The following is a 20,429-nucleotide window of genomic DNA, read 5'->3' on the forward strand; positions in this document are numbered from 1 at the left end:
ATCCTGCGGCTCGGGACATACTGCCGAGATGGCTCTGAACCGGGACGCGGTGCGGCGCTGGGTCGCCGGGTACGAGGCGGCGTGGCGCGACAACGACGTCGACGCCGTCGCTCGGCTGTTCACGCCGGACGCGCGGTACGCCCGGTCCCCGTACGACCCCGAAGAGCTCCTCGGGCACGACGCGATCCGCCAGTTCTGGACCGTCGACGAGGGGGCCTCGTTCACGATGAGCGCGGAGCCGCTCGCCGTCGAGGGCGACGTCGCCGTCGTCCGGCTCGAGGTGCGCTATACCGCCCCGGACGTGCAGGAGTACCGCGACCTGTGGGTGCTGCGCTTCGCGCCCGACGGCCGCGTCGCGGACTTCGAGGAGTGGGCGTACTGGCCGGGCCGGTCCTGGAGTGCGTCGACCTGAATCAGGCGCCGTTCGTCTCCCAGTAGTCGAGCTCCACGCGCCACGGCGCGGGCAGGACGGCGGCCAGCGCGTCGCGCAGCGCCTCACCCTCAGCCCGGTGCGCGGCGGCCACGCGGGGGTCGTCCCAGCCATGCTCGTAGTGATAGTGCCTGTCGAAGTCGTCCGCCCAGGCACGCAGGCGGGTCGCGAGTACGTCGTCCACGGCCTCCTCGACAGCCGACTCCAGGTCGGAGTCGATCTTGGGCCAGATCGGCCAGTCGACCGAGTAGTCGTTCATGAGCCGGACGAGGTAGGGGTCGCGCGGGCGCGGGCGCGGGCGCGGGCGCGGGGGCGCGTCTCCCGAGCGTCGTCGAGGCACGAACACCTGGCCGGAGTGGGGCGCGTACGCGTACCAATCCGGCCGTGGGTCATCTCCGTCGGGTAAGTCGGGACCGCCCCTGCTCACGACCGCGCGCCCCCGCGGACGTCCATGCGGGCGAGGAGCCGGGGGAAGACGTCACCCAGGCGGAGGCCGTCGTGCTCGAACTCGTTGGTCACCCAGGCGTGGGCGTTGCCGACGTGGGCCGCGGTCTCCAGCGAGAGCCCGGCGTCCACGAACATGTCGTCGTGGTAGACGGCGGCCTCGAGCGGCACCTCGTTGCCGGCCAGGACGTCGAGGTCGTACAGGTCGTCCCAGTCGGTGCGGGCGGCGAGCGCGTCGGCGGCGGAGCGGAACGGCCGGAGTGCGGCCACCTGCTCGAACATCCAGGGGTAGATCATCTCGCCGGTGAACAGGAGCGGGCGGGCCGCGGCGCCGAACGACCCGTCGTCGTCGCGCACGCGCTGCGCCGCCCACGCGGTGGCGCCCGTGCCTGACTGCGCGTAGATCGACTCGTGCAGGACGGCGTACATCGGGTTGGTCGCGAAGCCGGTCGCGGCCTCCACCTCGGCGAGGAACGTGTCGGTCAGCTCGTCAGAGCCGTCGTCGAACGCCTCGTCCACGATCCAGTGCACGCGCTCGAAGCCCGGTCCCATGCCGAACGCCATGCCGAGGGTCTGGAAGCGCTCGACGGTGAGCAGGTCCCCGCCCGGCAGGCGGACGTCGCCGGCGGTGACCCGGTCGGCGATCCGCGCCACGCGCTCGACGTCGTCGGGGTACCGCTCCCGGTACAGCGCGTTCTTGGCCGTGACGCGCGGCTGGGTGCGCCGGTAGACGTCCTCGGCGCTCGCGGTGAGCCCGGCGAGGCCGCCGGTGACGTACGACGCGGCCACGCCCTCGGGGGCCTGCGACAGATAGGTGAGCGTGAGGAACCCGCCGTACGACTGGCCGAGCGTGGACCAGCGGCGCCCGCCGTAGACAGTCGTGCGCACGTGCTCGGCGTCGGCGACGATCGCGTCGGCGCGGAAGTGGGTGAGGTGCTCGGCCTGGGCGTCGGCCGGCCCGAGCGCGGTGAGCGCGGCGGCCCGGACCGCCGTCGAGCGGCCCGTGCCGCGCTGGTCGAGCAGCACCACCCGGAACCGCTTCAGGGCCTCGCCCACCCAGCCTTCGCGGCCGGTGGGGCGCGGCCCCTTGCCGCCCGGGCCGCCCTGCAGGAAGACGAGCAGCGGCAGGTCGTCGGCGCGCCGGGCGGGGTCCACGAGCTCGCGCACGAAGACGGAGAGCGTGCGCCCGTCGTCGGGGTGCGACCAGTCGAGCGGCACCGGCAGGGTGCGGTCGGTGACGTGGACGCCGGGGATCGTGTACTCGCGCGTCGTGGTGGTGGTGCCCGTGATGCTCACCGGGCCAGCGTAGGCCGGGTTGCATTATTGGAGTGCGTGCTCCAACAATTGTCCTCGTGCCGACCATCAACCCCTCCGAGGTGCGCCAGCCCCGCCGGGTTCCCGTCCTCCTGCTGCTCGGGGCCGTGGCCCTCGGCGTCGGGCTGGGCTGGGCCCTCCCGCCGCTCGCCCGCTGGCTGCGCGGGATGCTCGAGCAGAGCCCCCTGCCGAGCCTCGGCCCCGTCGAGCTGCTCGCGGGCCTGCCCCTCGCGTGGTCGGTGCCGATCCTCGGCGGCCTCGGCGTGGTGGGCGGCGTCCTCGTGGCGCTGAGCAGCATCGGGGAGTCGCTGCGGCTGACGGTCGCCGACGACCACCTCGAGCACCGCACGGACGACGTGGAGGGCTGGGTCGAGCGGGCGGACGTCGCCGACGTTCTCCGCGACGGCCGGTACCTGGTGCTCCTCGGCGCGACCGGCGCCCCGCGGGCCCGGCTGGACGCGGACACGCTGCGCCAGGCCGAGATCCGCGCCGCGTTCGAGGCCCACGGGTGGCCGTGGCGCGACGTCGACCCCCACGAGGGGGCCTACGAACGGTGGATGGACGGGCGCCCCGGGTTCTCGGCGGCCGAGCACCTGCTGCTGCGCCGCCGGCTCGCCGAGCGCAAGGACGCCGCCGCGGTCACGGAGGTCGACGTCGCGCTCGCCGGTCACCGTCTCGCCGCGCGCGTCCGCGACGACCGGCTCCAGGTCCGGCGGCTCGGGGCCGGCGCGCCCGCCGCCCCGACGGATCGTGCGGCGGACGTCGCCCGTGGCGCGCAGGGTTGACCCGGCGCGCCACGAGGCGCGCCGCCTGCAGATCATCGGGGCCGGGCTGACCGTGCTGGCCGGACGTGGCTACGAGGGGGCGACGACGGCGGCGATCTGCCGGGAGGCGGGGATCGGCTCGGGCACGTTCTTCCACTACTTCGCGACGAAGACGGAGCTCGTGCTGGCGATCCTCGAGCTCGGCACCGCCGAGACCGTCGAGCAGGCGGCGGCGTTCGAGGGGCGCACGGACCCGTTCGCCGTCCTGCTCGAGCTCGTGGGCTCCTGGGCCGACGACGCCGCCGACCCCCGCATCCCGGGCTTCGTCCGCGCGGTGGCCGGCGTCATGCACCTGCCCGCCGTCGCGGCGGTGCTCGCCGCCGACGACCGTGCGCAGCGCGACCTGCTGCTCCCGTGGGTCGAGCGCGGCCAGGCCGCGGGGGAGGTCCGCGCGGACCTCGCCCCGGCCCGCATCGCCTCCTGGCTGGCCCTCCTCTCCGGCGGCTTCCTGGAGCGCGTCGCCACCGACGACGCCTTCACCGTCGACGGCGAGAGGGGCCTCCTGGTCGCCACGGCCCGGGCGTTCCTCGCCGGTCCCGCGGACGCCGCGGATGCGACCACCTGGCCCCGCCGCTAGGCAGGAGTGGGGCCTGAGGCCCTGCGTCGCTCCCGTGGTCCCGACGGACGGCGTCTCCGGCGCCGACCTCGCCTGGGGCGGCCTGTCCGGGCCCGGCACCGGGGCGGCGATGGTGTTCCTCGTCCGCGGCATCTCCCAGGGCGCGATCTCGATCGTCGTCCCCATCAGTGCCGTCGGCGGGCTGGTGCTCCCGGTGCTGGCGGCGGTGCGCGACGGGCTGGCCTCGAGCGTGGGCGTCGCGGTGCAGTACTTCGCGCTCGCCCAGGCCGGAACAGGCTCGGGGGTCGGGGCCGCAGCGGGCCTCGTCGCCTACCTGCTGGCGACCCGGTTGACGCTCTTCGCCGTCGCGGTGGCCTGTACCCGGTGGAGCCGGTCCTCGTCGGCCTCACGGTCCTCGGCGAACGGCCACACCGGTCCAGACGGTCGGCCTCGCGCTCGTCGGCGTCGCCACCGTCCTCCTCGTCGTGCCCTGGCCGGCCCGCGGAACACAGCACCGGCAGCAGCACCCACCAGGCGCAGAGGACGAACGCAGAGCGGCGGGGAGGAACGTCGTGCGGGCGGTCGTAGAAGTCCCGGAGTGGAGGGCGTCCTGGCGCCCGTGAACGCGACCGCTCGCACGACGTTCCTCCCCGCCGCGGGCTCAAGAACGACTACAGCACGTCCGCATCCACCCAGTCGAACGTCTTCGACACGGCCTTCTTCCACGACCGGTAGAGGCGCTCCCGCTCGTCCTCGGCCATGGCCGGCGACCAGCGCTTGTCCTCCGCCCAGTTCGCGGTGACGTCCTCCTCGCCCTTCCAGAACCCGACGGCGATGCCGGCGGCGTAGGCGGCGCCGAGCGCCGTCGTCTCGGCGACCTTGGGCCGCACGACGTCGACGCCGAGCTGGTCGGCCTGGAACTGCATGAGCAGCTCGTTCTGGACCATGCCGCCGTCCACCTTGAGCTCGGTGAGCTGCACCCCGGAGTCGAGCTTCATGGCGTCCACGACCTCGCGGGTCTGGTAGGCCACGGCCTCCAGGGCGGCCCGCGCGATGTGGTTGCGGTTGACGTACCGGGTGAGGCCGACGAGCGCGCCGCGCGCGTCGGGGCGCCAGTACGGGGCGAAGAGGCCCGAGAACGCGGGCACGAAGTACGCGCCGCCGTTGTCCTCGACCTTGCGGGCCAGCCACTCGACGTCGGGGGCGTCCTCGAACATGCCGAGGTTGTCCCGCAGCCACTGGATGAGCGAGCCCGTGACGGCGATGGAGCCCTCGAGCGCGTACACCTGGGGGGCGTCGCCGATCTTGTAGCAGACGGTGGTGAGCAGGCCGTTCTTGCTCGGCACCTTCTCCGTGCCCGTGTTGAGGAGCATGAAGTTGCCGGTGCCGTAGGTGTTCTTCGCGGTGCCGACCTCGAAGCACGCCTGGCCGAACGTGGCGGCCTGCTGGTCGCCGAGGATGCCGGCGATCGGCACGCCGGGCACCAGGCCGCGGACGCGTCCCTGCCCGTACACCTCGGAGGAGGAGCGGATCTCCGGCAGCATCGACATCGGGATGCCCATGTCGGCGGCGATGTCCTCGCGCCAGCTCAGGGTGTCGAGATCCATGAGCATGGTGCGCGACGCGTTGGTGACGTCGGTGACGTGCACGCCGCCCTCGGGCCCGCCCGTCATGTTCCACAGCACCCAGGTGTCGGTGTTGCCGAACAGCAGGTCGCCGCGCTCGGCCGCCTCGCGTGCGCCCTCGACGTTGTCGAGGATCCACTTCACCTTGGGGCCGGAGAAGTAGGTCGCGAGCGGGAGGCCCACGATCGACTTGTACTTCTCGGCGCCCTCGGAGCCGCCGAGCTCGTCGACGATCGCCTGCGTGCGGGTGTCCTGCCAGACGATCGCGTTGTACACAGGCTTGCCGGTGTTCTTGTCCCACACGACGGCGGTCTCACGCTGGTTGGTGATGCCGATCGCGGCGAGGTCGGTGTGCGCCAGGTTGCCGCGGGTGAGCGCCAGCCCGACGACCTCGCGGACGTTGGTCCAGATCTGCTCGGCGTTGTGCTCGACCCAGCCGGCCTTGGGGAAGATCTGCTCGTGCTCGAGCTGGCCGGAGGAGACGATCCGGCCGGAGTGGTCGAAGACGATGGCACGCGAGCTCGTCGTGCCCTGGTCGATGGCGAGGACGTAGTCAGCCATGGGGGTTGCCCTTCACGTCGGTGTGGGTGGTGAGAGGCCGGCCGGGCCCGGGCGGGCCCGGCCGGCGGGTCGGGTCAGGAGTAGGCGGCGCCGAGGAGGCCGGCGAGCACGCCGCCCACCAGCGGGCCCGCCACGGGCACCCAGGCGTAGGCCCAGTCGCTGGAGCCCTTGCCCTTGATCGGCAGGAAGGCGTGCGCGATGCGCGGGCCCAGGTCACGGGCGGGGTTGATGGCGTACCCCGTCGGGCCACCGAGGCTGGCGCCGATGCCGACCACGATCAGCGCGACGGCGAGCGGCCCGAGCCCGGAGGGCGACTTGCCCGAGACGACGACGAAGAACACCAGCACGAAGGTCGCGACGACCTCGGTGATGAAGTTCCAGCCGTAGGAGCGCAGCTCCGGACCGGTGGAGAACACCGCGAGCTTGGTGGCTCCCGGGGCTTCCTGGTCGAAGTGCTTCTTGTACACGAGGAACGCGAGCACGGCGCCGATGATGGCGCCGATCATCTCTGCCGCGAAGTAGATGAACATGTTGCTCACGGTCGGCTCGATCGTGGCGGTGACCCGCCCCTCGGGCCCGGTGAGCGTGGCGAACGGCAGGTCGGCCGTGTAGAGGCCGATCGTCACCGCGGGATTGAGGTGCGCACCGGACTTGTACGCCGTGAAGACACCCGCGAAGACCGCGAGGCCCCACCCGAAGTTGATCAGCAGCCAGCCGCCGTCGAAGCCCTTGGTTCGGGGCAGGATGACGTTGGCGACCACTCCGGCACCCAGCAGGATCAGGGTCGCGGTCCCGAGGATCTCGGACCAGAACGCCTGCATGATCAATGTATCCATCGTCGGATCTCTTTCTCTTCAGGGACCTCGTTGTCCTCTCCGGGACCGGAGAGCCCGCGACGGGCAGCCGCCCTGCGGGTGATTGCCCCGGCCGGGCTCCCGGCCGGGTGACTCGTCAGCCCCGCAGGGGCTGCATGGCGGCGACGTCGGGTGCGCGGAGGCGTGCGGCCTCTGCGCCGGCGTCGTCGGGCTCGTGCTCCGCCGCGTCCTCTGCTCGGGCGCGGGCGGTGTAGGAGTCGACCTCCGTCTGCCGGGTCGCGTCGTCCCAGCCGAGCAGCGGCGCGGCGATGTCGGCGATCTCGTCGAGCGCGGCCACGCCGCGGTCCTCGACCTCGTACACGAGGCGGGTGCGGTGCAGCAGCAGGTCCTCGAGGTGCAGCGCACCCTCGTGGCTGACGCCGAAGTGGATCTCGGCGCGCAGGTAGGCGGGCGCGTGCTCGAGCGGGCGGGCGAGCGACGGGTCCTGCTCGCACAGGTCGACGAGCTGACGCAGCGACGACCCGTAGCGGTGCAGCAGGTGGTCGACCATCGCCGGCGTCCACCCGTACCGCGCCGCCCACGTGCGGGCCAGGCGGCGCGTGGCCTGGAGGCCCACGGCTCCGAGCAGCGGGATCTGGTGCGTGATCGACGGCAGCGCGGCGGCCCGCTGGCCGATGGCGAAGTCCACGGCGTCCTTGGCCATCACGCGGTAGGTCGTGAGCTTGCCGCCGGCGATGACGGTGAGGCCGGGCACCGGGCTGGCGACGGTGTGCTCGCGCGACACCTTGGCCGAGCTGGTGCCCTCCTTGGTGCCGGGCTGCAGCAGGGGGCGCAGGCCGGCGTACGTGCCGATGATGTCGTCACGGGACAGCGGGTGGGCCAGCACGGCGTTGGCGTGGTCGAGGATGTAGTCGATGTCCTGCGCGGTCGCGATGGGGTGCGTCGGGTCCTGGTCCCACGGGGTGTCCGTGGTGCCGACGACCCAGTACCGGGACCACGGGATGACGAACAGCACCGACTTCTCGGTCTGCAGGATCAGCCCGACGGTGCCCTTGATGCGCTCGCGGGGGACCACGATGTGCACGCCCTTGGAGGCCAGCACCCGCAGGCCGCCGGAGTCGCCGGCCAACGCCTCCGTGTCCTCCGTCCACACGCCGGTGGCGTTGATGACGTGCCGGGCGCGGACGGTGATCTCCTCGCCGCTCTCGAGGTCCACGAGGACGGCGCCGTTCACCGCGCCGGTGGCGCCCTTGGTGAGCGCGACGACCTGCGTGCGCGACGCGGCGTGCGCGCCGTAGCTCACGGCGGTGCGGACCAGCGTGGACACGAGGCGGGCGTCGTCCACGGACGCGTCCCAGTACTGCACGGCGCCGATGGCGGCGTCGTGCGCGAGGTCCGGGAACTTGCTCGACATCTGCCGCCGGGACAGGTGCCGGTGCAGCGGCATGGCGCGGCGGCCGGGGGCGAGCGAGGCGAGGGTGTCGTAGAGCGCGATGCCGGCGCCGACGTACGCGCGCTCCCACACCCGGTGCTCCAGGGGGTACAGGAACGGCACCGGCTTGACCAGGTGCGGGGCGATGTCCTTGAGCAGGAGGTCGCGCTCGGTGAGCGCCTCCTTGACCAGGTGGAAGTCGAGCATCTGCAGGTAGCGCAGGCCGCCGTGCACCAGCTTGCTGCTGCGGCTGGAGGTGCCGGACGCCCAGTCCTGCGCCTCGACGATCGCGGTCGACAGGCCGCGGGTGGCGGCGTCGAGCGCGATACCGGCGCCGGTGACTCCACCGCCGATGACGAGCACGTCGAGCTCGCCGCTCGGGGTCTGGGAGCCCTTGAGCGCGGTCAGGGCCTGGGTTCGTGACTCGGCCGTGAGCCGGGTGGAGGACATCGTGGTTCCTTCCGATCGTCGGCGACGCTCCCAGAGCAGCACCGTCAGCACGTCCGCGCAACCTGGGTGCACGAACGTGCAGGGTGAGATCCTGGGGGCATGGCGACCTACCGGGAACGCGACGTGGTCATGGCCGCGACGATGTACTACCTGCAGGACATGAAGATGGAGACGATCGCGCGCCACCTGCGCACGTCCCGCTCCACGGTGTCGCGCCTGATCAAACGGGCGCGCGACACCGGCATCGTCGAGATCACGCTGCGCCCCGGCCCCTCCCGGGCGCCCGGGCTCGGCCAGGAGATCGCCGAGCGGTACGGCATCGACGCCTACGTCGTGCCCGTCTCGGACTCCGCCACGGACGACGACCGCCTGCAGCAGGTGTCGATCACCACCGCCCGGCTCCTGGCGCGCTGGTTCGACTCCGACATGGTGCTGGGCGTCGCGTGGGGCACGACCCTCGCCGCGATCACCGAGCACCTGCCGCACAAGCCGACCCGGGGCGCCGCCGTCGTGCAGCTCAACGGCGCCGCCAACACCCGGACCTCGGGCATGAGCTACGCCGGTGACCTCATCTCGGGCTTCGGCACGGCGTTCGACGCGTCCGTCCACTACTTCCCGGTGCCCGCCTTCTTCGACTTCGCCGAGACCAAGGCCGCGATGTGGCGCGAGCGCTCCGTGCGGCGCGTGCTCGACGTCCAGGGCCGGGCCGACATCGCCCTGTTCTCGGTGGGCGCCCTCACCGGCGGCGTGCCGTCGCACGTGTACTCGGCCGGGTACCTCGACCCCGACGACGTCGCCGTGCTGGACGCGGAGGGGGTCGTGGGCGACGTGTGCACCGTCTTCGTGCGCTCCGACGGCACGTACCGCGACATCCCCCTCAACGCCCGCGCCACCGGGCCGTCGCCCGCCGAGCTGCGTCGGATCCCGCGCCGGGTGTGCGCCGTCGCGGGCGACAACAAGGTGGCGCCCCTGCGCGCGGCCCTCGCCGCGGGAGTGGTCACCGACCTCGTGATCGACGAGGCCACGGCCGTCGCGCTCGTGGAGGAAGCGTGAACGTCCGTGCACCGGACGCCCGCGCCCGGGCCGGGGCGCGCGACCGTAGAGTGACGGCGTGCGTCCGGACCCTTCTCACGACCACGGTGCGTCGTACGCCGTCCGACCCGCGCTGCCTGCCGACATGCGGGCGGTGCGCCGCCTGGTGGAGCCGTACGCCGAGCGACGCATCCTGCTGGCCAAGGAGATGGTCGGCTACTACGAGGCCGTGCAGGAGTTCCTCGTGGCCGCCGACGTCGACGGCGAGGTGATGGGCTGCGGCGCGCTGCACGTCATGTGGGACGACCTCGCCGAGGTGCGCACCCTCGCCGCCGACCCGGCGTGGCGCGGCCGCGGGGTGGGGCACGCGATCGTCGAGGGGCTGATCGGGCGTGCGCGTGAGCTCGGGCTGCGGCGCGTCTTCTGCCTCACCTTCGAGGTGGGTTTCTTCCGCACGCACGGCTTCCGCGAGATCGACGGCACGCCCGTCGACGCGCAGGTCTACACCGAGCTGCTGCGCTCCCACGACGACGGCGTCGCCGAATTCCTGGACCTGGCGCGCGTGAAGCCCAACACCCTCGGCAACACCCGGATGCTCCTCGAGCTCTGAGCTCCCCCGCCGGTCGAGCCGGTCGACACCCGTCCGCCGGTCTCGACGGGCTCAGCCGACGGGTAGGTGGTACCGGCCGGCGTCGTCCTGCTCGACGAGGCCGTCCTCGACGAGTCCGGCGAGGCAGCGGTCGACCTGCGCCTGGTCCGGGCCGGAGTCGGCGAGCAGGGCGCCCGGCACGGGGTCGACGGCGGCCCGCAGCGCGGCCATGACGCGGCCGCGCACCTGGCGGTCGGTGCCGTGCCACGCCTGGGCGCGGCGGCGGTGCGCGTGCTCGTCCGGCGGGTGGCCGGCGGCGCGCCAGGCGCACAGGTCGGCGACCGGGCAGGCCCCGCAGCGCGGCGCGCGGGCGGTGCACACGACGGCGCCCAGCTCCATCGACGCCGCCGCCCAGCGCGCCGCGGTCGCCTCGTCGTCGGGCACGACTCCGGCGGCGACCGCGCGCTCCGCGGCCGTGGGGGAGGGTGCGCCGAGCGCCGTGCCGCCCAGCGTGCGGGCCAGCACGCGGCGCACGTTGGTGTCGACGACGACGGAGCGCCGCCCGAAGGCGAACGCGCGCACGGCGGCCGCGGTGTACTCGCCGATCCCGGGCAGGGCGCGCAACGCGTCCTCGTCGTCGGGGACGGCGCCGTCGTGCCGCTCGACGATCGCGCGGGCGCAGTCCGCCAGCCGCAGCGCCCGGCGCGGGTAGCCGAGCCGGTCCCACGCGCGCAGCACGTCGGCCGTGGGGGCGGCGGCGAGGTGGGCGGGAGCGGGCCAGCGTTCCATCCAGGCCCGCCACACCGGCTCGACCCGCACCACCGGCGTCTGCTGCAGCATCACCTCGCTGACGAGCACGCCCCACGGCGTGCGGTCGGCGCGCCGCCACGGCAGGTCGCGCGCGGCGTCGTCGAACCACGCGACGGTGCGCGCGACCAGCGCGGCCTGGCGCGACGGCGGGTCCGGGAGCTGCGTTGCGGGGTCGAGGTGCGGCACGGTCGCCCATTCTCGCCCACGACTCGTCAGACCCAGGGCGAGAGGCGTGCCGCGCCCCGGGTCTGACAGGTCGCTCGGACAGGTCCTGGGCGGGGCAAGCTGTCGGGCCCACTGGCGGCCGTACCCCGCGGTGGGTCCGACAACTCGGGCGGGTGGCGCGCGACGGCGGCGCGGCTCCGCGGAGCGGGCCCGCGCGCGTCGTACGGTGGCGCCGCGGCACGGATCGAGACGGAGGGGTGGCCCGTGGCACGTGCGGAAGACGGGCGTCGAGGTGCCGGCACCTCGCGCGGTTCCGGCGCGCGCTCCGGTGCCGGTCGGAACGGTTCCGGCGCCACCGGGCGCACGGGCGGCACGCCGCGCGGGACCTCCTCGGGACCCGCGAGGGGCACGTCGAAGAACACCGCGAAGGGCGCGCCCAAGAGCGGGGCGAAGGGCACGGCGAAGAGCACCCCGAAGAGCACCCCGAAGAGCACCCCGAAGAGCACCCCGAAGAGCGCCGGCCGCGGAGGCGCGACGTCCTCCGCGCAGGGCGCCTCTCGGGGCGGCGCCACGCGCGGCAGCGGGTCGGGCACGCGGTCGTCGAGCACGCGGTCGTCGAGCACGCGGTCGTCGAGCACGCGGTCGACGTCGCCGCGCCAGTCGGGGTCCGGCTCGTCGTCCCGCGCGCAGGGCGCGCGCCGGGGCGACCGTCGCGTGGTCAGCGCGTCGCAGCTGGTGGCCCCGGGTGCCTCGCGCGGGGGTGCGCGCTCGGCGTCGGTCCGCCGGACGACGACGAGCGGCCGTCCGGCCCGCCCCCGGACCGCACCACGGCGGCGTGGCCGCCGCTCGCTGATCGTCTCGATGCTGGTCGTGGTGCTGCTGTGCGCCGTGGGCGTGGTCGGCGGGTACGGCCTCGGGCAGGCGGTCGACGGTGCGCGAAACCTGCTCACCGGCCCGGAGAGCCTCCCGGCGGACAAGGTGGCGGCGCCCGAGCCGCTGGACGTCGGCGGTCCCGCCACGACGTGCCGCTCGCAGGACGTGGAGGTGCGGCTGTCGCCGAGCGCCACGACCGTCACGGCCGGGTCCCCGATGTCGTTCATGGTGCGCGTCGCGAACGTGGGGCGCGTGCCGTGCCTGTTCGACGGCGCCGCCGCCAGCCGCGCTGTGACGATCACCGACGAGTCCGGCAAGGAGGAGGTCTGGTCGTCCGCGGAGTGCTCCGACGGCTCGACCATGCTGCTCCTCGGTCCCGAGGGCGTGAACGCCGGCGAGGTGCACTGGACGTCGGTCCAGGGCTGCGCGAAGGAGGCCCCCGTCGTCGAGGCGGGCACCTACCGGGCCACCGCGGCGCTGGAGGACGTCCCGGGGGCGTCGAGCGAACCCGTGACCTTCACCGTGGCGGCCAAGGCGAAGCCGCGCCCCACGCCCAGCGCCGACACGAGCACCGAAGGGGCGACGTCGGGCGACGAGGCGGACGCGAAGGGCGGCGCTGCGAAGGACGGCGCGACCTCCGACGACGAGAAGGACGACGGCCAGAAGGGCGACGGGGGCAGGGCCGACGACGCGACCGGCGGCGGCGGCGAGGAGGCTGCCGCGGACCGGGCCGCCGAGGGCAGGGCCACCGCGGACGAGAAGTCCGCGACGCGCTGACCCCGGGGCGCGGCGTCCGCGGACGCCACCGCCGCGCCCTGGCGGGCGCGCGTACCGTGCCGAGGTGCTCGAACCGGTGCGCTCCCGCGAGATCCCCGACCTGACCGACTTCTTGTGCGGTGCCGACCTCACGGTGGCGGGACTCGACGCGCCGGCCGTGCGCCTGTGGGCGCGGCGCGACGGCGCGGGGATCGCTGCGAGCGCGGGCATCGAGCTCAGCGCGGACGGCCGGCACGCCCTGATCCGCAGCACCGCGGTGCGTCCCGACCTGCGCGGCCGCGGCGCCGGTCTCGCGGCCGCGACGTTCGCCGTCGACCGCGCCAGAGACGCCGGGGCGAGCACGGCGTGGCTGTTCTCGCGGCGGTCCGGACCGTTCTGGGAGCGGCTGGGCTTCGCCCGCTCGACGACCGGCGCGCTGGCCGCGGCGCTGCCGGACGCGCAGCAGGTGCGGCTGTTCCGCCGCACCGGTCAGCTGGACGGAGAGGTCGCGTGGAGCCTGGCGCTGCGGGGGTGACCCCGGTCAGACGTAGCGTTCCAGGATGCTGGACTCGGCCAGGCGGGACAGGCCCTCGCGCACGGCGCGGGCGCGCTGCTCGCCGACGCCGTCGACGGCCATGAGGTCGTCGACGCTCGCGGCCAGGAGCTTCTGCAGCCCGCCGAAGTGCCCGACCAGCCGCTCGATGATGGCGGCGGGCAGGCGCGGCACCTTGGACAGCAGCCGGTAGCCGTGGGGTGCCACGGCGGCGTCGAGGGCGACGCCGCCGCCCGGCAGCTCCAGCACGCGCCCGATGTGGCCGAGGTCCAGGAGCTGCGCGGAGTCGAGGGCGGCCAGGTCGGCCTGCACGCCGGCGAGGGAGCGGCCGCTGCGCTCGAGCTCGACGTAGTCGCGCACCACGAAGTCGCGGTCGGCGCCGATACCGCCGATGAGCTCGTCGAGCTGCAGGGCGAGGAGGCGGCCGTCGGCCCCGAGCTCGACGACGTACCCGTCGATCTCCTCGGAGATCCGGCGCACCATCTCGAGGCGCTGGACGACGGAGCACACGTCGCGCACGGTGACGAGGTCCTCGATCTCCAGCGCGGACAGGGTGCCGGACACCTCGTCGAGGCGGGAGCGGTAGCGCTCGAGGGTGGCGAGGGCCTGGTTCGCGCGCCCGAGGATCGTGTCCGGGTCCTCGAGCACGTGCCGGTGCGACCCGACGTAGATGGCGATGATCCGCATGGACTGGCTGACCGAGATCACGGGCAGGCCGGACTGCTTGGCGACGCGCTCGGCGGTGCGGTGGCGGGTGCCGGACTCGCTGGTCTCGATCGACGGGTCGGGCAGCAGCTGCACGGCGGCGCGGCGGATGCGGGTGGCGTCGTGGTCGAGCACGCACGCGCCGTCCATCTTCGACAGCTCCCGCAGCCGGGTGGCGGAGAACTGGACGTCCAGCTCGAACCCGCCGGAGCACATCTGCTCCACCGTCTTGTCGAGGCCGAGCACGATGAGTGCGCCGGTGCGGCCGCGCAGGATGCGCTCCAGGCCGTCGCGCAGCTCGGTGCCGGGGGCGACCGCGGCAAGCGTCTCCCGGAGCAGGGCATCGGAGTGCACGGAAGAGGGAGCCACGGGGGAATCCTACGACGCGGGCGGCCGCTCGCCCCGGCGATCCGCCGATCGGACACCGACTCCGGCGAGCTCGACGGCCTCGGCGAGGTGCCGGGCCTCCAGGAGCTGCATCCCCGCGGGCGCCTTGACGGACGACCCGGCGGGCACCACGGCGCGCACGAAGCCGAGGCGGGCGGCCTCGCCGACGCGGCGGTCGAGGCCGGTGACGGGCCGGATGTCGCCGGCGAGGCCGACCTCGCCGAGCGCGACGGTGCCGGTGGGCAGCGGCTCGCCCGTCCTCGCCGAGACGATCGCGAGGGACGTGGCCAGGTCGGCGGCGGGCTCGGTGACGCGCGCGCCACCGATGGTGGAGACGTACACGTCCTGGTCGGCGAGGCGCAGGCCGGCGTGCCGGTGCAGGACGGCGAGGATCATCGCGAGCCGCGACGACTCGACGCCGCTGGTGGTGCGCCGCGGGTTGGCCAGCGGGGACGGCGCGACCAGCGACTGGAGCTCGAGCGCGAGCGGGCGGCGCCCCTCGAGGGTGACCGTCACGCAGGTGCCGGGCACGCCCGCGCCGAGGTGGGAGAGGAAGAGGCCGCTCGGGTCGCTGAGGCCGACGATGCCCGCCTCTGACAGCTCGAAGCAGCCCACCTCGTCCGTCGGGCCGTACCTGTTCTTGACCGCCCGGACCATGCGCAGGCGCGAGTGCCGGTCGCCCTCGAACTGGCACACGACGTCCACCAGGTGCTCGAGGGTGCGCGGGCCGGCGACCGTGCCGTCCTTGGTGACGTGCCCGACCAGCAGCACGGGCACCTGCCGGGACTTGGCCACGGCGATGAGCGCGGCGGCCACCTCGCGCACCTGGCTCACGCCCCCGGGGGCGCCGTCCACCTCCGCGGACGCGATGGTCTGCACCGAGTCCACGACCAGCAGGTCGGGTTCGTTGGCCTCGATGTGACCGAGCACGGTGCCGAGGTCGGTCTCGGCCGCGAGCAGCAGGGTCGGGGCGAGCGCGCCCACGCGCTCGGCGCGCAGGCGCACCTGCCCGGCGGACTCCTCGCCCGTCACGTAGAGCACCGTGCGGGCGTCGCGACCGTCCGCGCCGCGCGCGTAGGCGGCCGCGACGTCGAGCAGCAGCGTCGACTTGCCGACGCCGGGCTCCCCCGCCAGCAGCACGACGGCGCCGGGCACGAGGCCGCCGCCGAGCACGCGGTCCAGCTCCGGCACCTGCGTCGGTGCCGCTTGCGCCGAGGCGACGTCGATCTCGGAGATCGGGCGCGCCGGAGCACGCCCGGGGCTGGTCGCGACCGTGCGTGGGCCGGCCGACGCGGGGCCCTCGTCGGTGACCGTGCCCCACTCCTGGCACTCGCCGCACCGCCCCACCCACTTCGAGGTGGTCCAGCCGCACTCGGTGCAGCGGTAGCCGGGGCGCGACTGCTTGGCGCGGGTGCGGGACGACGTCGTGGTGCTCACGTCGTCAGACGCTAGGGGGCGGCACCGACAGGGGCCGTCGCTCGCGCGATGATGGGCGGCATGGTCCCCGAGCCCCCGGACGTGAGCCGGTTCCTGCACGGCGGACGCCTGGAGACGATGCCCCGGCGACGGGAGCACCGCAGGGCGGTGGCGCGCTGGCTCGCGCACGCAGCGCTGCCCGACCTGCTCGAGCCCGTGGGGGAGCGGGAGGTCACGCGGCGGCTGGGAGACCTCGCGGACGACCCGGTCGGCGTCCGCCGGGCGCTCGTCGACCTCGGGATCGTGCGCCGCACGCGCGACGGCGCCGAGTACTGGCGCACGGAGCTCACCGAGTACGACGACGTCGGGCCAGAGGGTGGCGCGGACGCGGGGCATCGCACGCTCCATCTCGACGGCAGCAGGGTCGACTCGATCGCCGCGTTCTACGACGAGCTGAACCGGGTGTTCATGGCAGGCGAGGCCTGGCGGCTCGGGCCGAGCCTCGACGCACTGGACGACCTGCTGCACGGCGGCTTCGGCGCCGCGCGCGGCGCAGACCGGCTCACCGTCGTCTGGCACGGCTACGCCCTGGCCCGCGCTGCCCTCGGTTTCGCGGCGACGTGCGAGTACTACCGCGCGAAGGTCGCGGACCCGCGGTTCGACACCACGCTGTTCCGGGGACGGCTCGCCGACCTCGAGGCGGGTCGCGGCAAGACCTACGCCGAGCTGGTCCTGGAAGTCTTCGCCGACCACCCCGGCGTCGAGCTGCTGCTGCGCTGAGCCGCCGGCCGGCCCTGCCCGGTCGGCGGACGGCCGATCGACACGCGGCCCGCGGTCGTGATCGATCCGACCCGCCGCGCCCTAGGCTGCCCCTGCACCGCCGCCGACCCCGCAGGAGGACATCGTGAGCCAGGCACGTACGGGTGGGAACGGCCGCCCGTCGCCGGAGGTGTTCCGGCGTCGCCGCCTCGTGGTGGCGTCCGCCGCGGGCGCGCTGGTGCTGCTGATCGTGCTGCTGACGGCGTTCGCGTGGCCGGGGTTCGCGCGCGACGAGCCGGAGCCGCAAGCCACGGTGACGGCGCCGGTGCCGACGCCGACGATCGCGCCGAGCGGGCGGCCGGAGGACCAGACGGCGTTCGTCAAGGCGCAGCCGGACGCGGTCCTCGCGCTCGCGCTGCGTGAGGTCGCGGCGTACCCGACGTGGGAGGACGACGCCGACGCCGTCGAGGCATGGCAGCTCACCTACGCGGACGGCGCCGGCGAGGGCGCGGCGTCCGTCGTCGTCCTCGCCGGTCAGTGGGAGGACGACGACGCTGCGACCGGTGCGTACGAGGCCTTGGCGAAGGCGGCGGGCGAGCCGACCGACGAGGGCGAGGTCGCGGTGGAGGGCGAGGCGACGGGCGCGTACGTCGTGACGCCGGGCTCCACCGCCGGCACCGCCGTCGTGACGTGGCGCAACGGCACCGCCGTGCTGCAGGCCACGGGTCCGGCGGACCTCGTCGAGGACTTCTACTCGGCCTACCCGCTGTAGGGCCGGCCGGCGGCCGCGGCACCCCGCGCGACGTACCGTGGTGCCCGTGAGCGAGCAGACTGACGAGCATGGCGGCGCCCCGACGAACAACCAGGTGGGCGGCGTGAAGATGGCGTTCCTCGGGACGGGGAACATGGGCGAGGCGGTGCTGGCGGGGGCGCTGGCCGCCGGTGTCGCGCCCGAGGACGTGGTGGCCACCTCCCGGCGCCCGGAGCGCGGCGCCCACCTCACCGAACGGTTCGGGGTCCGCGCGACGACGGACAACGTCGCGGCCGTCGACGGCGCGCACGTCGTCGTCATCGGGGTGAAGCCCAAGGACGTGGGCGCGATGCTCGACCGCGTGGCGGACACGCTGGAGCCGGGCGCCGTCGTCGTGAGCGTGGCCGCCGGCCTGCCGCTGTCGTTCTTCGAGCAGCGCCTCCCCGCGGGCACTCCCGTCGTCCGTGCGATGCCGAACACCCCGGCGCTGGTGGGCGCGGGGGTCACCGCACTCGTCGGCGGCTCCGCGGCGCGGGAGGACGACGTCGCGCTGGTCGAGAAGGTGCTGTCGGGCTCGGGGCACGTGTTCCGGGTCGCGGAGAAGGACATCGACGCGTTCGGCGCCCTCGCCGGCTCGGGCCCGGCGTACGTGTTCTACGTGGTCGACGCGATGGCGGAGGCCGGCGTGCTGCTGGGCCTCACGCGCGACGTCGCGCGGCGCCTCGCGGTGGAGACCGTGCTCGGCTCGGCGAAGCTTCTCGACGAGACGGGCGAGCACCCCGTGCTGCTGCGCGAAAAGGTCTCCTCGCCCGGCGGCACCACCGTCGCCGCGCTGCGCAAGCTCGACGACGGCGGCGTGCGCGCCGCGTTCCTCGACGCGCTCGAGGCGGCGCGCGACCGGTCCCGCGAGCTCGCCGCCGAGCACGGCTGACGGAGCGGGTCGTGACGGGCGGTCGGGTGGACGACCGGGCCGACGGCCCGGTGGGCACGGCGCGCCGGGGGCGCCGGCCGGCGGGGCAGGACACCCGCGAGCTGGTGCTCGCCGGCGCCCGGGAGGAGTTCCGCGAGCGCGGGTACGAGGCGGCGTCCGTCCGCTCGGTCGCGCGGCGCGCGGGGGTGGACCCGGGCACGGTACGGCACTGGTTCGGGGACAAGACGCACCTGTTCACCGCCTCGCTCGGCCTGGTCGACGTCGACCCGGCGGCGATCGTGCGCGCCGCGGCCGAGGGCCCGGTGGAGAGCCTGGGGGAGCGGCTCGTGCGGGCGGTCGTCGACGTTTGGGACACGGACTACGGCGAGACGGTGCGGCTCGTGATCCCCGCCGTGATGGCGGACCCCGGGCTGCGCGCGCTGCTGCCGCAGTTCCTGGGCGCCGAGCTGCTCGGCCCGATCGTGCGCCGGCTCGACGTCGAGGACGCGCACCTGCGCACCGCGTTGGTCGCGTCGCAGATGGCGGGCGTGCTCATGACGCGCTACCTGGTGCCGATCGAGCCGCTCGCGTCGCAGCCGCCCGCGCGGGTGGCGGCGCTCGTGGGCCCGACGGTGCAGCGCTACCTCACGGGCGACCTGCCCGCGGGCATTGCGCCCGGCGCCCGGGAGGAGCAGAATTCCCCACATGGGGAATAGTGGTGAAGCGGTGCGCGTCGCCGGGCTCCGGGTCGAGCGCGGCGGCCGGACGATCATCGACGGGCTGGACGTCGCGGTGCCGGCCGGCCAGGTGGTGGGCCTGCTCGGGCCGTCGGGCTCGGGCAAGACGACGCTGCTGCGCGCCGTCGTCGGCGTCCAGGCTCGTGTCACGGGCGAGGTGACCGTGCTCGGCGAGCCCGCGGGCGCACCCGGCCTGCGTCGGCGCGTGGGCTATGTGACACAGGCCGCGTCCGTGTACACGGACCTGACGGTGGTGCAGAACCTGCGCTACTTCGCCCAGCTCGCCGGCCTGCCGCACGCCGGGGCAGAGGCGGCCGTGCGGCGCGCGGTCACCGCGGTCGACCTGGGCGGGCACGCGAAGCAGCGGGTGGGCACCCTGTCCGGCGGGGAGCGCTCGCGCGTCTCGCTCGCCGCCGCGCTCGTCGGCGACCCCGAGCTCCTCGTGCTCGACGAGCCCACCGTCGGCCTCGACCCCGTGCTGCGCCGCGACCTGTGGGCGATGTTCCGTCGGCTCGCCGCCGAGGGGCGCACCCTGCTGGTCTCCAGCCACGTCATGGACGAGGCCACCCAGTGCGACCGGCTGCTGCTGCTGCGCGACGGGGCGCTCGTCGCCGACACCACCCCGGCCGAGCTGCTCACCACCACCGGCGCGCCCGACGCCGAGCGCGCCTTCCTCGCCCTCATCGACCAGCAGGCCGCCACGTCCGGCTCGACGTCGGGCCCGGCGGCCGGGGAGGGGTCCCGATGACGCTCACCACCACGACCGCGGGCCGCGTCATCGCCCAGCTCCGGTTCGACCGCCGTACCGTCGCGCTCATCCTCGTGCTGCCGTGCCTGCTGCTCGGCCTCATCGCGTGGATGTTCGACGGCACGCCTGTGCTCGACCAGTTCGGCCCCATGCTCGTGGGGCTCTTCCCGCTCATCGTGATGTTCCTGGTGACGAGTGTCGCGACCCTGCGCGAGCGCCAGTCCGGCACCCTCGAGCGGCTCATGACGACACCGCTGCGCAAGGGCGACTTCGTGGCGGGCTACGCGCTCGCTTTCGCGGCCCTCGCGCTGCTGCAGTCCCTCGTGGTGGTGGGTTTCGCGCTCGCCGTCGGGATGGACGTGCTCGGCCCGCTGTGGCTGGTGGTCGTCGTGGGCATGCTCGACGCCGTCCTCGGCTGCTGCCTCGGCCTCGCCGCCTCGGCCCTCGCGCGCACGGAGTTCCAGGCCGTGCAGATGATGCCCGCGGTGATCTTCCCGCAGCTCATCACCTGCGGCCTGCTCATGCCCCGCGACCAGATGCCGGAGGTCCTCGAGTGGCTCTCGCGCGTCTTTCCGCTCACCTATGCCGTCGAGGCCATGCAGACGCTCGCCGCGGGCGGCGAGTGGGTCGACGTCCAGGGCGCCGTCGGGGCGATCGTGCTGTTCATCGTCGGCGCCGTCGCCCTCGGCATCTTCACCCTGCGCCGCCGCACCGCCTGACCGTCCCGACGCATCGAGCGTGCTGACTTGTTCCTCAAACCGTGGATTTGAGGAACAAGTCAGCACGC

Annotated in this window: 21 protein-coding genes; 13 read left to right on the forward strand and 8 right to left on the reverse strand. The window is 74.4% G+C overall.

Annotation, left to right across the window (positions count from 1 at the left end):
• Positions 1 to 28 precede the first annotated feature (28 nt).
• Positions 29 to 412 carry a YybH family protein gene (locus tag B5Y66_RS05145; protein WP_245806946.1) on the forward strand — a complete coding sequence of 128 codons (384 nt, stop codon included), beginning with the start codon at positions 29 to 31 and terminating at the stop codon, positions 410 to 412.
• A 1-nt stretch (position 413) separates the two neighbouring features.
• On the opposite strand, the gene B5Y66_RS05150 is transcribed toward B5Y66_RS05145, so the two are convergent.
• Together B5Y66_RS05150 and B5Y66_RS05155 are read right to left on the reverse strand one after the other, a co-directional pair.
• On the reverse strand, positions 414 to 689 hold the full coding sequence (locus B5Y66_RS05150) for a hypothetical protein (protein ID WP_079572110.1): 276 nt from the start codon (positions 687 to 689) through the stop codon (positions 414 to 416).
• Positions 690 to 853: 164 nt separating this feature from the next.
• The gene (locus B5Y66_RS05155) at positions 854 to 2,170 is read right to left on the reverse strand and encodes an alpha/beta fold hydrolase (RefSeq protein WP_245806947.1); all 1,317 of its coding nucleotides are present in this window, start codon (positions 2,168 to 2,170) and stop codon (positions 854 to 856) included.
• A 56-nt stretch (positions 2,171 to 2,226) separates the two neighbouring features.
• Here B5Y66_RS05155 and B5Y66_RS05160 point away from each other — a divergent pair, with 56 nt between their 5' ends.
• Both B5Y66_RS05160 and B5Y66_RS05165 read left to right on the forward strand, forming a co-directional pair.
• A complete protein-coding gene (locus B5Y66_RS05160) occupies positions 2,227 to 2,973 on the forward strand; it encodes a YqeB family protein (protein WP_176168792.1) in 747 nt (248 codons plus the stop codon).
• On the forward strand, positions 2,957 to 3,589 hold the full coding sequence (locus B5Y66_RS05165) for a TetR/AcrR family transcriptional regulator (RefSeq protein ID WP_079573207.1): 633 nt from the start codon (positions 2,957 to 2,959) through the stop codon (positions 3,587 to 3,589). The genes B5Y66_RS05160 and B5Y66_RS05165 overlap by 17 nt, the downstream gene beginning before the upstream one ends.
• Before the next feature lie 650 nt (positions 3,590 to 4,239).
• Here B5Y66_RS05165 and glpK read toward each other — a convergent pair.
• The 3 genes from glpK to B5Y66_RS05180 form a co-directional block, all read right to left on the reverse strand.
• Positions 4,240 to 5,754 carry a glycerol kinase GlpK gene (gene glpK / locus B5Y66_RS05170; RefSeq protein WP_079572112.1) on the reverse strand — a complete coding sequence of 505 codons (1,515 nt, stop codon included), beginning with the start codon at positions 5,752 to 5,754 and terminating at the stop codon, positions 4,240 to 4,242.
• A 74-nt stretch (positions 5,755 to 5,828) separates the two neighbouring features.
• Positions 5,829 to 6,590 (reverse strand): MIP/aquaporin family protein, encoded by a 762-nt coding sequence (locus B5Y66_RS05175; RefSeq protein WP_079572115.1) that lies wholly within the window; start codon positions 6,588 to 6,590, stop codon positions 5,829 to 5,831.
• 115 nt (positions 6,591 to 6,705) lie between these two features.
• Positions 6,706 to 8,451, reverse strand: coding sequence for a glycerol-3-phosphate dehydrogenase/oxidase (locus tag B5Y66_RS05180; RefSeq protein ID WP_079572118.1), 1,746 nt, complete (start codon positions 8,449 to 8,451; stop codon positions 6,706 to 6,708).
• 99 nt (positions 8,452 to 8,550) lie between these two features.
• Between B5Y66_RS05180 and B5Y66_RS05185 the strand changes: the two genes are divergently transcribed.
• Both B5Y66_RS05185 and B5Y66_RS05190 read left to right on the forward strand, forming a co-directional pair.
• A complete protein-coding gene (locus B5Y66_RS05185; RefSeq protein WP_079572120.1) occupies positions 8,551 to 9,504 on the forward strand; it encodes a sugar-binding transcriptional regulator in 954 nt (317 codons plus the stop codon).
• Positions 9,505 to 9,562: 58 nt separating this feature from the next.
• A complete protein-coding gene (locus B5Y66_RS05190) occupies positions 9,563 to 10,093 on the forward strand; it encodes an amino-acid N-acetyltransferase (RefSeq protein ID WP_281251987.1) in 531 nt (176 codons plus the stop codon).
• Positions 10,094 to 10,144: 51 nt separating this feature from the next.
• Here B5Y66_RS05190 and B5Y66_RS05195 read toward each other — a convergent pair whose 3' ends face one another.
• Positions 10,145 to 11,068: an HhH-GPD family protein gene (locus B5Y66_RS05195; RefSeq protein WP_407656369.1), complete on the reverse strand. Its 924-nt coding sequence runs from the start codon at positions 11,066 to 11,068 to the stop codon at positions 10,145 to 10,147.
• 243 nt (positions 11,069 to 11,311) lie between these two features.
• Here B5Y66_RS05195 and B5Y66_RS22165 point away from each other — a divergent pair, with 243 nt between their 5' ends.
• On the forward strand, positions 11,312 to 12,697 hold the full coding sequence (locus tag B5Y66_RS22165; protein WP_139820745.1) for a hypothetical protein: 1,386 nt from the start codon (positions 11,312 to 11,314) through the stop codon (positions 12,695 to 12,697).
• Positions 12,698 to 12,761: 64 nt separating this feature from the next.
• Positions 12,762 to 13,211, forward strand: a complete 450-nt coding sequence (locus tag B5Y66_RS05210) for a GNAT family N-acetyltransferase (RefSeq protein WP_079572132.1) — start codon at positions 12,762 to 12,764, stop codon at positions 13,209 to 13,211.
• A gap of 6 nt (positions 13,212 to 13,217) precedes the next feature.
• Here the strand turns inward: B5Y66_RS05210 and disA are convergent, their stop codons facing one another.
• Positions 13,218 to 14,303 (reverse strand): DNA integrity scanning diadenylate cyclase DisA, encoded by a 1,086-nt coding sequence (gene disA, locus B5Y66_RS05215; protein ID WP_079572135.1) that lies wholly within the window; start codon positions 14,301 to 14,303, stop codon positions 13,218 to 13,220.
• Positions 14,304 to 14,312: 9 nt separating this feature from the next.
• Positions 14,313 to 15,758, reverse strand: a complete 1,446-nt coding sequence (gene radA, locus B5Y66_RS05220; protein ID WP_079572137.1) for a DNA repair protein RadA — start codon at positions 15,756 to 15,758, stop codon at positions 14,313 to 14,315.
• A 60-nt stretch (positions 15,759 to 15,818) separates the two neighbouring features.
• On the opposite strand from radA, the gene B5Y66_RS22670 reads away from it, so the two are divergent.
• The 6 genes from B5Y66_RS22670 (at position 15,819) to B5Y66_RS05250 (ending at position 20,361) form a co-directional block, all read left to right on the forward strand.
• Positions 15,819 to 16,517, forward strand: coding sequence for a DUF2087 domain-containing protein (locus B5Y66_RS22670; RefSeq protein WP_245806948.1), 699 nt, complete (start codon positions 15,819 to 15,821; stop codon positions 16,515 to 16,517).
• 124 nt (positions 16,518 to 16,641) lie between these two features.
• Complete coding sequence (locus tag B5Y66_RS05230; protein ID WP_139820746.1) at positions 16,642 to 17,268, forward strand: hypothetical protein; 627 nt, start codon at positions 16,642 to 16,644, stop codon at positions 17,266 to 17,268.
• 109 nt (positions 17,269 to 17,377) lie between these two features.
• A complete protein-coding gene (gene proC, locus B5Y66_RS05235; RefSeq protein ID WP_079573213.1) occupies positions 17,378 to 18,178 on the forward strand; it encodes a pyrroline-5-carboxylate reductase in 801 nt (266 codons plus the stop codon).
• Between the two features lie 11 nt (positions 18,179 to 18,189).
• Positions 18,190 to 18,873, forward strand: a complete 684-nt coding sequence (locus tag B5Y66_RS05240) for a TetR/AcrR family transcriptional regulator (RefSeq protein WP_245806949.1) — start codon at positions 18,190 to 18,192, stop codon at positions 18,871 to 18,873.
• Entirely contained in the window at positions 18,863 to 19,642 is a 780-nt protein-coding gene (locus B5Y66_RS05245; RefSeq protein WP_079572143.1) for an ABC transporter ATP-binding protein, read from the forward strand. The genes B5Y66_RS05240 and B5Y66_RS05245 overlap by 11 nt, the downstream gene beginning before the upstream one ends.
• Positions 19,639 to 20,361 carry an ABC transporter permease gene (locus B5Y66_RS05250; protein WP_079572146.1) on the forward strand — a complete coding sequence of 241 codons (723 nt, stop codon included), beginning with the start codon at positions 19,639 to 19,641 and terminating at the stop codon, positions 20,359 to 20,361. Before B5Y66_RS05245 ends, B5Y66_RS05250 begins: the two co-directional genes overlap by 4 nt.
• Positions 20,362 to 20,429 lie beyond the last annotated feature (68 nt).

This window comes from Krasilnikoviella flava (assembly GCF_900167525.1).
Taxonomy (GTDB): domain Bacteria; phylum Actinomycetota; class Actinomycetes; order Actinomycetales; family Cellulomonadaceae; genus Isoptericola; species Isoptericola flavus.